Origin of the sequence: Shinella sp. 838 (genome assembly GCF_029623935.1) — a bacterium.
Taxonomy (GTDB): Bacteria; Pseudomonadota; Alphaproteobacteria; order Rhizobiales; family Rhizobiaceae; genus Shinella.
This window is the reverse complement of the sequence record NZ_JARSBQ010000002.1, coordinates 571,619-586,199: the sequence shown is the minus strand read 5'-3', so window position 1 is coordinate 586,199 and position 14,581 is coordinate 571,619. Positions and strand designations below refer to the sequence as shown.

12 protein-coding genes are annotated in these 14,581 nt (G+C 63.5%); 7 read left to right on the top strand and 5 right to left on the bottom strand.

Features of this window, described 5'->3' with window-relative positions; translation table 11 throughout:
• Nucleotides 1–38: 38 nt before the first annotated feature.
• The 6 genes from hemB to P9A16_RS10470 all read left to right on the top strand — a co-directional run bounded on the left by hemB (nt 39) and on the right by P9A16_RS10470 (nt 4,316).
• Complete coding sequence (hemB, locus tag P9A16_RS10495) at nt 39–1,055, top strand: porphobilinogen synthase (protein WP_023513588.1); 1,017 nt, start codon at nt 39–41, stop codon at nt 1,053–1,055.
• Nucleotides 1,056–1,287: 232 nt separating this feature from the next.
• Nucleotides 1,288–1,752 carry an RDD family protein gene (locus tag P9A16_RS10490; protein WP_023516918.1) on the top strand — a complete coding sequence of 155 codons (465 nt, stop codon included), beginning with the start codon at nt 1,288–1,290 and terminating at the stop codon, nt 1,750–1,752.
• 144 nt (nt 1,753–1,896) lie between these two features.
• The gene (locus P9A16_RS10485) at nt 1,897–2,661 is read left to right on the top strand and encodes an arginyltransferase (protein WP_023516919.1); all 765 of its coding nucleotides are present in this window, start codon (nt 1,897–1,899) and stop codon (nt 2,659–2,661) included.
• A gap of 78 nt (nt 2,662–2,739) precedes the next feature.
• Nucleotides 2,740–3,654, top strand: a complete 915-nt coding sequence (locus P9A16_RS10480) for a DMT family transporter (RefSeq protein ID WP_023516920.1) — start codon at nt 2,740–2,742, stop codon at nt 3,652–3,654.
• A gap of 51 nt (nt 3,655–3,705) precedes the next feature.
• A complete protein-coding gene (locus P9A16_RS10475; RefSeq protein ID WP_024270876.1) occupies nt 3,706–3,927 on the top strand; it encodes an AbrB/MazE/SpoVT family DNA-binding domain-containing protein in 222 nt (73 codons plus the stop codon).
• A complete protein-coding gene (locus P9A16_RS10470; RefSeq protein ID WP_024270877.1) occupies nt 3,924–4,316 on the top strand; it encodes a type II toxin-antitoxin system death-on-curing family toxin in 393 nt (130 codons plus the stop codon). The genes P9A16_RS10475 and P9A16_RS10470 overlap by 4 nt, the downstream gene beginning before the upstream one ends.
• On the opposite strand, the gene parC is transcribed toward P9A16_RS10470, so the two are convergent.
• Nucleotides 4,317–6,569, bottom strand: a complete 2,253-nt coding sequence (parC, locus tag P9A16_RS10465) for a DNA topoisomerase IV subunit A (protein ID WP_023512799.1) — start codon at nt 6,567–6,569, stop codon at nt 4,317–4,319.
• Between the two features lie 209 nt (nt 6,570–6,778).
• Here parC and P9A16_RS10460 point away from each other — a divergent pair, with 209 nt between their 5' ends.
• The gene (locus P9A16_RS10460; RefSeq protein WP_023512798.1) at nt 6,779–7,975 is read left to right on the top strand and encodes a hypothetical protein; all 1,197 of its coding nucleotides are present in this window, start codon (nt 6,779–6,781) and stop codon (nt 7,973–7,975) included.
• Nucleotides 7,976–8,049: 74 nt separating this feature from the next.
• On the opposite strand, the gene creD is transcribed toward P9A16_RS10460, so the two are convergent.
• From creD to P9A16_RS10440, 4 genes are all read right to left on the bottom strand, one after another.
• Nucleotides 8,050–9,480 carry a cell envelope integrity protein CreD gene (gene creD, locus P9A16_RS10455; RefSeq protein ID WP_023512797.1) on the bottom strand — a complete coding sequence of 477 codons (1,431 nt, stop codon included), beginning with the start codon at nt 9,478–9,480 and terminating at the stop codon, nt 8,050–8,052.
• Nucleotides 9,481–9,662: 182 nt separating this feature from the next.
• The gene (gene aspS, locus P9A16_RS10450) at nt 9,663–11,453 is read right to left on the bottom strand and encodes an aspartate--tRNA ligase (protein WP_023512796.1); all 1,791 of its coding nucleotides are present in this window, start codon (nt 11,451–11,453) and stop codon (nt 9,663–9,665) included.
• 347 nt (nt 11,454–11,800) lie between these two features.
• Nucleotides 11,801–12,397 carry an NUDIX domain-containing protein gene (locus P9A16_RS10445; protein WP_023512795.1) on the bottom strand — a complete coding sequence of 199 codons (597 nt, stop codon included), beginning with the start codon at nt 12,395–12,397 and terminating at the stop codon, nt 11,801–11,803.
• Between the two features lie 20 nt (nt 12,398–12,417).
• Complete coding sequence (locus P9A16_RS10440; RefSeq protein ID WP_439603892.1) at nt 12,418–14,577, bottom strand: molybdopterin-containing oxidoreductase family protein; 2,160 nt, start codon at nt 14,575–14,577, stop codon at nt 12,418–12,420.
• Nucleotides 14,578–14,581: the final 4 nt, after the last annotated feature.

Genomic DNA, 14,581 nt, shown 5'->3' with positions numbered 1-14,581 from the left:
AAGGAGGCGAAAACGGGCCCACGCAAGGAAATGGCATCATGACCGGCAGCAGGAACATCGTCGACGAGATCACCGGCCACCGCCGCATGCGGCGCAACCGGAAGGCCGACTGGACGCGCCGGCTGGTCCAGGAAAACCGTCTGACGGTCGACGACCTCATCTGGCCGGTCTTCGTGGTACCCGGCGAGAATGTCATCGACCCCGTCACCGCCATGCCCGGCGTCAACCGCATGAGCGTCGACAGGCTGGTGGAAGCGGCAAAGGAAGCCGCAGATCTCGGCATTCCCGCCATCGCCACCTTCCCGAACATCGAGATGCACCTGCGCGACGAGACCGGCTCGAACAGCCTTGCGGCCGACAACCTCATCAACGCCGCGACGCGCGCCATCAAGAAGGCCGTGCCCAATATCGGCGTCATCACCGACGTCGCGCTCGACCCCTTCACCAGCCACGGCCATGACGGCGTGCTGCGCGGCGACGTCATCGTCAACGACGAGACGGTCGAACTTGTGGCGCGCGCCGCGGTCATCCAGGCCGATGCGGGCTCCGACATCATCGCGCCGTCGGAAATGATGGACGGCCGCATCGGCGTCATCCGCCAGGCGCTCGACGCCGCCGGCCACCAGGATGTCGGCGTCATGTCCTATGCAACGAAGTTCGCTTCCGCCTTCTACGGCCCGTACCGCGACGCGATCGGCACCGGCGGCCTCCTGAAGGGCGACAAGAAGACCTACTATATCGACCCGGCCAACGGCACGGAGGCGATCCGCGATGCGGCGCTCGACGTGGAGGAAGGCGCCGACATGCTGATGGTCAAGCCCGGCCTTCCCTATCTCGATATCTGTTGGCGCATGAAGGAGGCCTTCGGTCTTCCGGTCTTCGCCTATCAGGTCTCGGGCGAGTACAGCCAGATCAAGGCCGCCGCGATGAACGGCTGGATCGACGGCGAACGCGTGATGCTGGAGACCCTCCTGGCGTTCAAGCGCGCGGGGTGTGACGGCATCCTGACGTACTTTGCGATGGACGTGGCGCGGCATCTCGCCCGCAAGGGCTGAAATCCGATTTGCCCCTCCCCCTAGCTCCCTCCCCGCAAGCGGGGAGAGGGGCGTGCCCAACTCTACGGCAGAGAGTTCGGAAAACGGCGCGGCATACCCCCCTCGCCCCGCTTGCGGGCAGAAGGTGGCCGGCAGGCCGGATGAAGGGCATACGCCCCCAACCCCAATCACCGTTGTTTTCCCCCAAGAGCCTCCCCATATAACAGGCATGTTCCATTCGGGAGACAATGAGATGAGCGCCGACTTCAACGAAACGCGGGTTCCGACGACGGACTGGCAGGCCTATCGCGGCGTGCTGTCGCGCCGGATTTTTGCGTTTCTGATCGACTATGCGATCGTCGCCCTGCTCTGGATCCCGGCCGCCGTGATCGTGTTCTTCCTCGGCATCCTGACACTCGGCCTGGGCTTCTTCCTCTATCCGGCGCTCTTCGCCATTGTCGCCATGCTCTATTTCGGCCTGACGATGGGCGGCCCGAGCCAGGCGAGCGCCGGCATGAACGTGATGGGCCTCGCACTTGCCCGTGTGGATGGGCGCCCAATCGACTTCCTGACGGCGATCGTGCATCTCGTGCTGTTCTGGATCGGCAACGCGCTTCTGACGCCGTTCATCGTGCTCGTCGGCCTCTTCACCGACCGTGGCCGCCTGTTGCACGACCTCCTGCTTGGCACCGTGGTGGTGCGCCGGGACCGTTACTGAGGACGGGGCGCCCTCACCGCGCGCGCGATCCGTTGTCCCGGTCGATTCCGGCCGGAAGGGTCGCGCCCCAGTTGACCTTTTTTTGAACTAGGCCATGGTATTGGCATAGAAGTGTCACACAGCGACGGAGTCGCCCCACGGCCGATGAATACGCAGGCAACACCCTCTCCGCAATTCTATCTCACCGCGCCGGCGGCCTGTCCCTATCTGCCGCAGGAGATGGAGAGGAAGGTGTTTACCCATCTGGTGGGCGAGCGTGCGCCGGAACTGAACGACCTCCTGACGCAGGGCGGGTTCCGCCGCTCGCAGAACATCGCCTATAGACCTGCCTGCGAGACCTGCCGCGCCTGTATTTCCGTGCGCATCCTCGTCAATGAGTTCGAACCGCGCCGCTCGATGCGCAAGGTGCTGGCCGCCAACGCCGATCTCATTTCGCACGAATATCCGGCCGAGCCCTCCAGCGAGCAATACTCCCTCTTCCGTCATTATCTCGATGCCCGCCACCAGAAGGGCGGCATGTCCGACATGTCGGTGCTCGATTATGCGATGATGGTGGAAGACACCCATGTGCACACCAAGATCATCGAATACCGCCTGCGCGAGGAAGGCTCGGGTCTGAAGGAACGGCCGCAGGGCGAATTGCTCGCCGTGGCGCTGACGGACCGCATGGGCGACGGCCTGTCCATGGTCTATTCCTTCTACAATCCCGAGGTGGCAGACCGCTCCCTCGGCACCTTCATGATTCTCGACCACATCCGCCGCGCCAGAATGCTCGGCCTGCCGCATGTCTATCTCGGCTACTGGGTCAAGGGATCGCGCAAGATGGACTACAAGACGAAGTTTCTGCCGCAGGAACACCTGATGCCACGCGGCTGGGAGCGCTATGACGGCGAGACCAACGATACCTGAAGCCATATCGGCGAGAGCCCGACCTGCTCCAGAAACATTGTATTCAACGCCTTTCCAGCTTCCAAAACCGGTTCCGCCGTGCCCTCGACAAGCGATCCCGCCCTTCACCGCAAGGGTCTTCTCATCACCGCCATCGGCGGCCTCGCCCTCTCCTTCGACATTCCGCTGATCCGCGCTGCCGGCGGCGACGTCTGGTCAATGGTCGCCGTGCGGAACATCTCGGTTTTTGTTGTGGCGATCGCGCTCTGGGCCGGTCTGAACTTCGTCCTGCGCCGCAGGACGGTGCTCGTTCCCGGGCGCATCGGCCTGCTGATCGGCCTGTGCTACGGCATCAACGGGCTGACCTTCATGCTGGCGGTGTTCAACACGACGACGGCCAATGTCGTCTTCATCCTCGCCTTCACGTCGATGTTCGCCGCCATCCTCTCCTGGATCTTCCTCGGCGAGCGCCCGAGCAACGCCACGCTGCTCACCATGGCCGCCATGGTCGCGGGCGTGCTTTTGATCGTGCATGACGGGCTTTCGAGCGGAAACCTCTTCGGCGACGCCATGGCCCTCTGCTCGGCGCTGGTGCTGGCGACCTCCTTGACACTCAGCCGCAGGAGCAAGGCCGACATGGGCTTCGTTCCGCTCGTTGCCGCCGTGCTCTCGGGCGTCGTTGCGCTGTTCTTTCTGCCGCCCGGCGGCCTTTCGATCGCCGAGCCGGTCTATATCCTCCTCAACGGCCTCGTGCTCCTCCCCCTCGCCTTCTGGTGTCTTGCAACCGGCCCGCGCTACCTTTCCGCCCCGGAAGTCGGCATGTTCTATCTCGTCGAAACGGTGCTCGCCCCCATCTGGGTCTGGGTCGCCTTTGCCGAAACCCCCACCACGCAAACCCTGATCGGCGGCTCGATCCTCATCCTCGCACTGCTCGCCCACTCGCTGTGGCAGCTGCGCTCCAGGGCCCGCGCTGCGGAGAGGGATGCCGCGGTTGAGCTTCCGTCTGCGGGGTAAATTGAAGTGAGGGGCGAGCCGTGTTATAACTCGGTTATAACAAGGTGCACCATGAACATCACTATTCGCAAGATCGGCAATTCCGAGGGCATAATCATCCCGAAAGACGTCCTTGACCGTATGGGTGTCAAGGCTGGCGATGAACTGATCCTTTCTGAGGAGGACGGCAAGATCAAGCTGGTCCCGCAAAATACCGACCTTGCGGAACAGTTGAAGGCCGCTCGCCTTGGCATGGAGAAATATCGCGTCGCCCTGCGCGAACTCGCCAAATGAGGGACATCAAATGGCTTTCGCGCCAAACCGTCGAGGTCATGCGTGATGAGCAGCTTCGCGAGCATGGCGGGCTGGCTGGCCTCAAGGACGAGAACGCCCTCGAAGCCGCGTTAGCTTGCCCGATCAACAAGGCCATCTATAGTCAGCCCGATGTTTTTGAACTCGCCGCGGCCTACCTGTACGGTATTGTACAAAACCGTCCATTTTCAGACGGGAACAAGCGAACCGGCTTCCTCGCCGCGTTCACATTTCTGATGCTGAACGGTTTCTTGATCGAAACATCACAAGCCGATGTCATCGCGTTCGTCCTCGCCGTCGCAGCCGGCGAGATCGATGAGGAAGGCGCGACGCGCTTCCTGCGCGACGTCAGCCTTCCCTATTCCGTTTGATCAGCCACTGAACTTTCCGCTGCGCGGGAAACCCTTGGGAACAGTGCGGCCGGCGCCGGCGCGGTCGGCGAGCCACTCGGCGAGTTCGTCCTTGCTGCGCACGAAGTTGCGGCCGGCGCTGTCGTCCCAGGTGAGGCCGTCGGCGATGGCGAAGCAACGCAGATCCGACACGCCGCCGTCCTTGTAGCGCTGCAGGCGGACGCCCTTGCCGCGCGACATCTCGGGAAGCTGCGCCAGCGGGAAGACCAGCATCTTGCGGTTCTCGCCGACGACGGCGACGTGATCGCCGCGCACCGGCACAACCAGCTTGGCCTCGTCGGGCATGCCCACATTCATCACCTGCTTGCCCTTGCGGGTGTTGGCGACCATCTCGGTTTCGGCGACGACAAAACCGTTGCCGGCCTGCGAGGCGACGATGACCTTGCGCGAGGCGTCATGCACAAAGGCGGTCAGCACGTCCTGGTCGTTCTCCATGTCGACCATGATGCGCAAGGGCTCGCCATGGCCGCGACCGCCGGGCAACTTGTCCGCGCCGAGCGTGAAGACCTTGCCGCCCGTCGTCATGATCAGCACCTTGTCGGTCGTCTGCGCCGGGAAAGCCACCTTCAGGGCGTCGCCCTCCTTGAACTGGAGGCCGGACGTATCGGCGATATGTCCCTTCAACGCGCGGATCCAGCCCTTTTCCGAGATGACGACCGTAACCGGCTCCTTCTCGATCATCGCCTGCTGGATGGCCTCGACATCGGCCTCCGGAGCGCTGGCGAACTGGGTGCGGCGGCGGCCGATCTCGGTGGCCTTGGCGAATTTCTTGCGGACCTCGCCGATTTCCCAGGCGACGGTCTGCCACTGCTTCTCGTCGGAGGCAAGCAGCGCCTCGATCTCCGCCTTCTCCTTCGACAGCGTGTCGAATTCGGTGCGGATCTCGAATTCTTCCAGCTTGCGCAGCGAGCGCAGGCGCATGTTGAGGATCGCCTCGGCCTGCACGTCGGTGAGCGAGAAGGTCTCCATCAGGGAGGTCTTCGGCTCGTCCTCCTCGCGGATGATGCGGATCACCTCGTCGAGGTTGAGATAGGCAACGAGGTAACCGCCGAGGATTTCGAGGCGGCGGTCGATGGCGGCAAGACGATGGCGCGAACGGCGCTGGAGCACCTCGCGCCGATGGGCGAGCCACTCGACGAGCACGTCCTTCAGGCCCATGACCTTCGGCACGCGTCCCATCGAGAGCACGTTCATGTTGAGCGGAATGCGGTTTTCCAGCTCCGACAGCTTGAAGAGCGATTCCATCAGGATCGTCGGATCGACGGTGCGGCTCTTCGGCACCAGCACGATGCGCACGTCTTCGGCCGATTCGTCCCTGATATCCTCGAGCAGCGGCAGCTTGCGGGCGATGAGCAGCTCGGCGATCTTCTCGATCAGCCGCGACTTCTGCACCTGGTAGGGAATTTCGGTGACGACGATCTGGTAGCCGCCGCGGCCGAGATCTTCCGTCTCCCACTTCGAACGCACACGAAAACCGCCGCGTCCCGTCTTGTAGGCCTCGATGATGCTTTCGCGGCTGTCGATGATGATGCCGCCGGTCGGGAGATCGGGGCCGAGCACGAACTCGGTGAGCTTTTCGACATCGGCATCCGGATGACGGATGAGATGCAGCGCCGCGTCGCACAGTTCATGCACGTTGTGCGAAGGGATCGACGTCGCCATGCCGACGGCGATGCCGGAGGAACCGTTTGCAAGCAGGTTCGGGAAGGCGCCCGGCAGGACGATCGGCTCCTCGTCCTCCTCGTTGTAGGTCTTGCGGAAATCGACGGCGTCCTGGTCGATGCCTTCGAGCAGCAGCGTCGCGACCTCGGTCATACGCGCTTCTGTGTATCGGTAGGCGGCGGCGTTGTCGCCGTCGATATTGCCGAAATTCCCCTGGCCGTCGACGATCGGGTAGCGCTGCGAAAAATCCTGCGCGAGGCGCACCAGCGCGTCATAGACCGACTGGTCGCCGTGCGGGTGGAACTTACCGATGACGTCGCCGACGATACGCGCGCATTTCTTGAACGAGGAATTGGACCTGAGGCCCATTTCGCTCATCGCATGGATGATGCGGCGGTGTACCGGCTTCAGGCCGTCGCGCACATCCGGCAGCGCGCGCTGCGTGATGGTCGACAACGCATAGGCAAGGTAGCGCTCTTCCAGCGCCGCCTTGAGGTCGACCGGCAGGATATTGTCGTCTCCGCCATCCGGCGGCAAAGTGTTCTGTCCCATGGGTCTTGACTAGCGTTCCTGCCGATTCGCGGCAAGGAAACCGGGCGTTCAGCCTGTGGATAGCGCTTTGTAAAGCCTAAGTCGGAAATCCGGCCGGCGGCAGAGATTTCCATGGAAAGTTCCAACGGCCCGAATATAGTCGCCGCGCCGCACGTATAGATGCGGTAACGGCAAGGCAGCCGTCCAAAAATCCAGAAAGAGAGCCTAACATGATGCGCACCTCCCATTTCCGCACCCTCCTCGCCGGCGCCGCGCTCGCCTCCCTGGCAAGCCCCGCCTTCGCGCTCGATGGCGCGGATCTGCTGGCCAAGCTGAATGCCACCTATGCCACGAGCGGCGTCACCATCAGCTCCTCGAACGTCGCCGTCGACGGCTCGACCGTGACGCTGGACAGCGCCGAACTGAAGGCCACCGGCTCGGAAGCCCCGGTCAAGCTCGGCACCATCACCATGGATGGCGTCGAGGAAGACGGCGAAGGCGGCTACACCGTCGAGACCGTTTCGTTCCAGGACATCAACGTCACCGAAGCGGATGCCACGGTTTCGGCCAAGGACATCGCCATCAACGGCGTCATCATTCCCGGCACGGTCGTTCCCGGCACGCTGGAATCGCTGCTGATGTACGAATCGGCCACCGCCGGCCCGGTCTCCGTCACCTCCAAGGGCAAGGAAGTCTTCTCCATGTCCGGCATGGAGGCGAACATCAAGCGCATGGACGCCGATGCCGGCCTCGAATTCGACGCCACGCTGTCGGACCTGAAGGCCGACCTCACCTCGGTCGAAGACCCGAAGGCCAAGGACACGCTCGCCAAGCTGAACATGCAGACACTGGAAGGCAAGGTCTCGATGTCGGGCAGCTGGGAACTTGCCAGCGGCAAGCTCGCCGTCGACGAATACGCCTTCGACTTCAAGGATGTCGGCCGTCTCAACCTGGCGCTGGAGTTCTCCGGCTACACGCTCGACTTCCTGAAGAGCATGCAGGAGGCCATCAAGGCCGCCGAAGCCAATCCGAACAAGGAAGAGGCCAACGCCGCCATGGGCATGTCCATGATGGGCCTCGTGCAGCAGCTGACCTTCAACAGCGCCTCCATCTCCTTCGAAGACGCCTCGATCACCAAGAAGCTGCTTGACTATGCCGGCAGCGAGCAGGGCGTTTCCGGCGACCAGATGGCCCAGTCGCTGAAGGGCCTCATCCCGATCATGCTCGCCCAGCTGAACATGCCGGATCTGCAGAACCAGATCGCGGAAGCCGCCAACGCCTATCTCGACGATCCCAAGAGCATCACGATCAGCGCCGAGCCGAAGGAGCCGGTACCGTTCCCGATGATCATGGGCGCCGCCATGGGTGCACCGCAGACCATCCCGCAGGTTCTCGGCGTCACGGTTACGGCCAACGACGAGATGTAAGACATTCGGTTGATCGACCGAAAAGGAAAGGCCCGGAGCTGACGCTCCGGGCCTTTTGCGTTGAGAGACTTGCCTCAGTGAGCCGGGGCCGCCTGCGGCACCGACCATTCGACGCGGCGCGTCGCGTACATCGTCGCTGCGATGGTGACGAAGGAGATCAGCGCGCCGGCGAGCAGCGCGTATTCGTCCTCGCGCAGCACCAGATACATGACGCCATAGGCCGAGAGCAGCACCGCGCCGAGCGACAGGCCGTTCCTGCGGCTGCCCGTCGCGCTGCCGAGATAGGCGGCGATCAACAGGGTCGTGGCGAGCGAGGCTGCGGCATACGCGATGGTGAAACCGGTGTGTTCGGCAAGCGCCAGAAGCAGCACGTAGAACACGATGAGCGCAAGCCCCGTCAGCACATACTGGATCCAGTGCACCATGCGCCCGCCCTTCAGCTCCACGACGAAGACGGCGAGAAAGACGAGCGAAATGAAGCCGATCGAGTATTTCAGCGTCCGCGACACCACCTGATAGAACTGCACGGGCTCCACGAGGTTGATGCTCATCATGCTGCCCGACAACGGCAGGGTCGGGCCGGCAGCGACGCGATCGATGCCACGGGCGAGATAGGGGATCGTCCACTTGGCCGAAAAATCCGACGCGGTGACGGTCTTCTCCTCCGGCAGGAAGAGGCCTTCGAAACCGGGATGCGGCCAGTTCGCCTTGGCCGAAAAGGTCGTCGTCTGGCCGGCGGGCGCGACGGCGAAGCTGCGCGAACCGTTGAGCGACAGGGCGATCTCGAAGACGAAACCGTTTTCGATGAGCGAGCGTTCGATGAACCGGTGCACGCCTGGACTCGTTTGCGGTGTGGCATAGCCCTCCACGCCCGTGCTCGCCATCGCGGAAATCTGCCGCATGCCGGGATCGAACGGACGCGCGACCCCGTTGTCGATCCTCACACCGGCATCGGAGCGGATGCCGGTGATGTCGTTGATGTTGAGCACCAGAACCGCCCGGTCGAGCTGCGGCGCGCCGTCGAATTGCGCAAGGTCCTGCAGGATGTTGCCGGCAAAGCGGCCCTTCAGAGTCAGCGCGCCGTTGTAGACCGGCAGCGTGTAGATGGAGAGCTTGCGCTCCTCCGCCTTCAGGTCGGCCGTCACGTCGAGTGTTTCCGGCATGACGAGCACCCATTCGGTCACCCGCTCGACGACCGTGCGCGCATCCATCGTGCGGCTGCGCTCGACCTCGAAGGGTACCGCAAGATAGGGGCCGTTGATCGCCTGGTCGCCGCCCCAGCCGTTGGCGATGCGCCGCGAGACATCGGCCGCGCGCTGTGCGCGCTCCTCCGTCAGGCCCCAGACCAGAAGTAGTGGCACCAGCAGCGCCACCGAAATGATGCCGATCATGATGAACTTGACGCCGGGCGAGCGCAGGAACGTGGCAAGATTGCCGCGCGGCTCGATGGGCGGCATCTGCGTGCTCGATACGGGAATGGGATCGTCCGCTTCCGTCGATGTCATGAAAAGTCCCTCCAGTCGTGAATCGCCTCTTTCGGGCGCATCTTCACGCTAGGGGTGCATTTCGACTGATTGTGCGCGGAATTGGGATCGACTGGCGGCGAATTCACGGCATTGTGGCGTCCGCGCAAAAGGAAAGGGCCGGTGTTTCCACCGGCCCTTTCACAGGAGACAGCCGCGAAGGCTCAGTCCTTCTTCTGCGAGGGAACGACGCGCAGCGCCAGTTCCCGCAGCTGCGCCGGGGCGGCCGGCGACGGGGCGTTCATGAGGAGGTCCTGTGCCTGCTGGTTCATCGGGAACAGCGAGATCTCGCGCAGGTTCTTCGCGCCGACGAGCAGCATGACCACGCGGTCGATGCCGAAGGCGCAACCGCCATGCGGCGGAGCACCGTACTGGAAGGCGCGGTAGAGGCCGCCGAAGCGCTCTTCCACGTCGCCCTGCGAGAGGCCGACCTTCTCGAAGGCCTTGACCATCAGTTCCGGCGACTGGTTACGGATCGAGCCCGAGGCGATTTCGAAGCCGTTGCAGACCGCGTCATACTGGTAGGCCTTCAGCTCCAGCGGATCCTTGCTGTCGAAGGCCTCGAGGCCACCCTGCGGCATGGAGAAGGGGTTGTGCGCGAAGTCGATCTTCTTTTCGTCTTCGTTGTATTCGTAGAACGGAAAGTCGACGATCCAGCACATTTCGAAGCGATCGCGGTCGACGAGGTTCAGCTCCTCGCCGGCGCGCGTGCGGGCTTCGCCGGCGAACTTGTAGAACTTCGCGGGATCGCCGGCGACGAAGAAGCAGGCATCGCCGTCATCGAGACCGAGCTGCATGCGGATGGCTTCCGTGCGCTCCTCGCCGATGTTTTTCGCCAGCGGGCCGGCGCCTTCGAGCTTCTCGCCCTCCTTGCGCCAGAAGATGTAGCCGAGGCCGGGCTGGCCCATCGACTGTGCCCAGGCGTTCATGCGATCGCAGAAGGCACGGGAACCGCCGGTCTTGGCCGGGATCGCCCAGACCTGGACCTTCGGGTTGGAGGCGATCATGTTCGCGAAGACCTTGAAACCGGAACCGGCGAAATGATCGGTGACGGCCTGCATGACGATCGGGTTGCGAAGGTCCGGCTTGTCGGAGCCATACTTGCGGATCGCCTCGTCATAGGGGATGCGCGGCCACTTCTTGGTGACGGGCTTGCCCTCGGCGAATTCTTCGAAGACGGCCGTCATCATCGGCTCCATCGTTTCCCAGACGTCTTCCTGGGTGACGAAGCTCATCTCGACGTCGAGCTGATAGAATTCGCCCGGCAGGCGGTCGGCACGCGGATCTTCGTCGCGGAAGCACGGCGCGATCTGGAAGTAGCGGTCGAAACCGGCAACCATCAGCAGCTGCTTGTACTGCTGTGGGGCCTGCGGCAGCGCGAAGAACTTGCCTTCGTGGATGCGCGAGGGCACGAGGAAGTCGCGCGCGCCCTCGGGCGAGGAGGCGGTCAGGATCGGCGTCGTGTATTCGGCAAAACCCGCCTCACCCATGCCCTTGCGCATGGAGGAAATGATCTGCGTGCGCTTGACGATGTTCTTGTGCAGCGTCTCGCGGCGCAGGTCGATGAAGCGGTACTTCAGGCGCACGTCTTCCGGATAGTCCGGCTCGCCGAAGACCGGCAGAGGCAGTTCCTTGGCGGCCGAGAGGACTTCGATGTCCTGCGCGTAGAGCTCGATCTCACCGGTCGGCATGCCCTTGTTGACGGTATCCTCGGTGCGCGCCTTGACGAGACCGTCGATGCGGATCACCCATTCGCCGCGCACGGTCTCGGCTTTCTTGAAGGCCGGCGAATCGGGATCGGCGACGACCTGGGTGATGCCGTAATGGTCGCGCAGGTCGATGAAGAGCACGCCGCCATGATCTCGAACGCGGTGAACCCAGCCGGAAAGACGGACGGTCTGGCCGACATCGGACTTGCGGAGGGCGGCGCAGGTGTGGCTGCGGTAACGGTGCATCGTGGTATCCTGAAATGCTGATAGGCCGCGCGGGAAGAACCCGGCGCGGCGACCAAGAAAAATCGCGCGGAAAAGCGCATGGCCGACGCTGTTTGTCAAGGCTTGCGGGTCTTTTGCCGGGAGGGTGCCGCGTGTCCCCGCCCCTCATCCGGCTGCCGCCACCTTCTCCCCGCAAGCGGGGCGAAGGGGATATGCCGCACCGTTTTCCTTCGTCATCACCGGTTCGTGGGGCACGTCCCCTCTCCCCGCTTGCGGGGAGAGGGTCAGGGTGAGGGGCTACGCCTTGCTTCCAGCCGCGCCCCGGAAACGTTCTGCATCCCGACCGCGAACATAATCCCGGCGAAGAATCAGCCGAACTCCCCACGGTGCAGCATCAGCCATTGCAGCATGACGATGGTCTTCGCATCCTGGATACCACCCGTGGCGATGAGGCTGTAGGCTTCGTCGATCGGCAGTTCGACGACCTCGATATCCTCGCCCTCCCCGTCGACGCCGCCGCCCTCGCCGTCACGCGCCGTCGCGTCGATACGGGCAACGAAGCAGCCGACGCGCTCCGTCAGCGTGCCGGGGCTGGAATAGATGTCGAAGAGATGGCGCACGTCGCGCACCGCATAGCCGGTCTCCTCCATCGCCTCGCGAGCGACGGCCGCCTCGGGCGCATCGTCGTCGAGCAGACCCGCCGGCACTTCCGCAAGGAAACCGTCCGGATGGCCGCCGAAGAAGGCGCCGGGGCGGAACTGCCGCACCAGGATGACCGACTGGCGGACCGGATCGACCAGCAGCACGCAGGCCGCCGGGCCATGGTCGTGCACCTCGCGATCCAGCTGCTCCACCCGGCCGTCCGCCCGCCTCTGCTCGACCACGACAGTGCGAAGATGGATGAAGCGCTTCCAGACCGTCTGCTGATCGACGATACGGACGGCGGAGGACATGTCGGACGTCATGAAAAATCCTTGCGTGACGTTCAGGCCTTGCGCAGCCAGACGCGGTTGTCGTGGAAGGCAGCGCCGCCATAGGGCGCGACCGGGTCGGCGCCGGTCAGGACATTGATGCCCTCCCCGTCGAGATGGGCGGAATTCGGCCAGATCCCTTCGGCGATCAGTACACCCGGCTTCACGCTGTCTGTCACCTTGGCGTGCAGGCGGATGTCGCCGCGGACATTGCCGAGCTGCACGATATCGCCCTCGGCTACACCGCGCGCCGCCGCATCCTCAGGATGGATCATCACCTCCGGCCGGCCCTCGCGTTCGCGCGAGCCCTTTGTCTCCGTGAAGGTCGAGTTGAGGAAGGTTCGGGCGGGCGACGTGGCGAGACGGAAGGGGTGATCCGCATCCGGCGTCTCGATGATCGCCACATGATCCGGGAAGGTCGGCAGCGCCTCATGCGGACCGAAGGCGCCAAGCACCTTCGGCGGCCGGTTGGGCGCGGGCGTGTTCGTCCAGTTCGGCCGGAAGCGGAACTTGCCATCAGGAAAGCCGAAGCCCTTGGAAAAATGCGCGGTTTCGAAATCCGGCTGACAGTCGATCCACTTCTCCTCCTTCAGGCCGTCGAAATCCCGTTCATAGTAGGGCAGCATGCGGGTGATGTGCTCCTGCTCGGAAAGCCCGAAGCCCGGCATGTCGCCGACGCCGAGACGCCTGGCGAGCTCTTCGATGACGAAAAGATTGGTGCGTACCGTTTCGGGCGGCTCGACGAGCTTCGGCCCAAGCAGGATGTGCTGGTGGCCACCGCCGCGATAGATGTCGTCATGCTCGACGAACATGGTGGCCGGCAGCACGATATCGGCAAGCTTCGCCGTATCGGTCATGAAATGCTCGTGCACCGCCACGAAAAGGTCGTCACGCAGAAAGCCCTGCTTCACCAGGCGTTGCTCCGGCGCGACATTCGCCGGATTGGTGTTCTGGATCAGCATGGCGTTGACCGGGCCGCGCCCGCGCAACGCGACGGCATCGCCTGTCAGGATGCGACCGATCTGCGACTGGTCGAGCATGCGGATATCGGGATCGACGAGCTTCGCGCCCGTCAACTCGCCCTTGCGCAGATGGAAGATCGCGGAATTGCTGTGGAACGCACCGCCGCCCTCATACTGCCAGGAACCGAGCACGGTGGCGATGGAGAGCGCCGCATGCATGGAGACGGCACCGTTGCGGCTGCGGGTAAAACCATAGCCGAGGCGGAAAAAACTTCGTTTTGTTTGCCCAACGAGAGCGGCGAAGGCCTCGATTTCTTCCACCGTCAGACCGGTGATTCCGGCCGCCCAGGCTGGATTGCGGCTGGCAAGATGCGTTTCGAGACCGGCCGGGTCATCGGCGAATGCCTCCATATAGGCACGGTCGGCATAACCGTCGCGGAAGGCGACATGCATGACGGCGCAGGCGAGCGCGGCATCGGTGCCGGGCCGAAGTTTTAATGCAAGGTCGGCCTGCTTCATCGTGGGGTTGTCGTAAATGTCGACAACGACGATCTTCGCTCCGCGCTCCTTGCGCGCCTTCACCGCATGGGTCATCACGTTGACCTGGGTGGAGACGGCGTTTGTGCCCCAGATCACCACGCAGTCCGATTTTGCCATCTCGCGCGGATCGGGTCCGCGCAGCGTTCCGGCGCCCATGGAAAAGCCGGTCCAGGCGGGATTGGTGCAAATCGAATCGAAGAAGCCGGAATAGCGTTTCGCATGACGCAGGCGCTCGATGGAATCGCGCTGCACCAGACCCATCGTTCCGGCATAATAATAGGGCCAGACCGCCTCGCTGCCATGGGCCTGCTCGGCCTTGACGAAGCTTTCCGCAATGGCGTCGAGCGCCGCCTCCCAGGAAATGTCGGCCCATTCGCCGCCGCCCTTCTCGCCCCTGCGCACCAGCGGCTTCATCAACCGGTCCGGATGGTAGAGGCGATCGGCATAGCGGGCGACCTTGGCGCAGATGACGCCGGCCGTGTAGCTGTTGTCGGCGCTGCCCTTGACGCGGCCGATGCGTCCGTCTGCGCCGATCTCGACATCGAGAGCGCAGGTGGAGGGACAGTCATGCGGACAGGCCGAGTGGCCGATACGCGGTTTTCCGAGATGGGGGGTCGCAACGTTCATGGCTTTTCTATATTGCAGAGCACGAAGTGCCAAAAGGCAAATCATTCTA

Bases quoted from the DNA above. Each gene is read 5' to 3' on its own strand.
- P9A16_RS10460 (WP_023512798.1), top strand. From the start codon at position 6,779: ATGATGCGCACCTCCCATTTCCGCACCCTCCTCGCCGGCGCCGCGCTC.
- P9A16_RS10470 (WP_024270877.1), top strand. From the start codon at position 3,924: ATGAGGGACATCAAATGGCTTTCGCGCCAAACCGTCGAGGTCATGCGT.
- creD (WP_023512797.1), bottom strand. From the start codon at position 9,480: ATGACATCGACGGAAGCGGACGATCCCATTCCCGTATCGAGCACGCAG.
- hemB (WP_023513588.1), top strand. From the start codon at position 39: ATGACCGGCAGCAGGAACATCGTCGACGAGATCACCGGCCACCGCCGC.
- P9A16_RS10445 (WP_023512795.1), bottom strand. From the start codon at position 12,397: ATGACGTCCGACATGTCCTCCGCCGTCCGTATCGTCGATCAGCAGACG.
- P9A16_RS10440 (WP_439603892.1), bottom strand. From the start codon at position 14,577: ATGATTTGCCTTTTGGCACTTCGTGCTCTGCAATATAGAAAAGCCATG.
- P9A16_RS10490 (WP_023516918.1), top strand. From the start codon at position 1,288: ATGAGCGCCGACTTCAACGAAACGCGGGTTCCGACGACGGACTGGCAG.
- parC (WP_023512799.1), bottom strand. From the start codon at position 6,569: ATGGGACAGAACACTTTGCCGCCGGATGGCGGAGACGACAATATCCTG.
- P9A16_RS10485 (WP_023516919.1), top strand. From the start codon at position 1,897: ATGAATACGCAGGCAACACCCTCTCCGCAATTCTATCTCACCGCGCCG.
- P9A16_RS10475 (WP_024270876.1), top strand. From the start codon at position 3,706: ATGAACATCACTATTCGCAAGATCGGCAATTCCGAGGGCATAATCATC.
- aspS (WP_023512796.1), bottom strand. From the start codon at position 11,453: ATGCACCGTTACCGCAGCCACACCTGCGCCGCCCTCCGCAAGTCCGAT.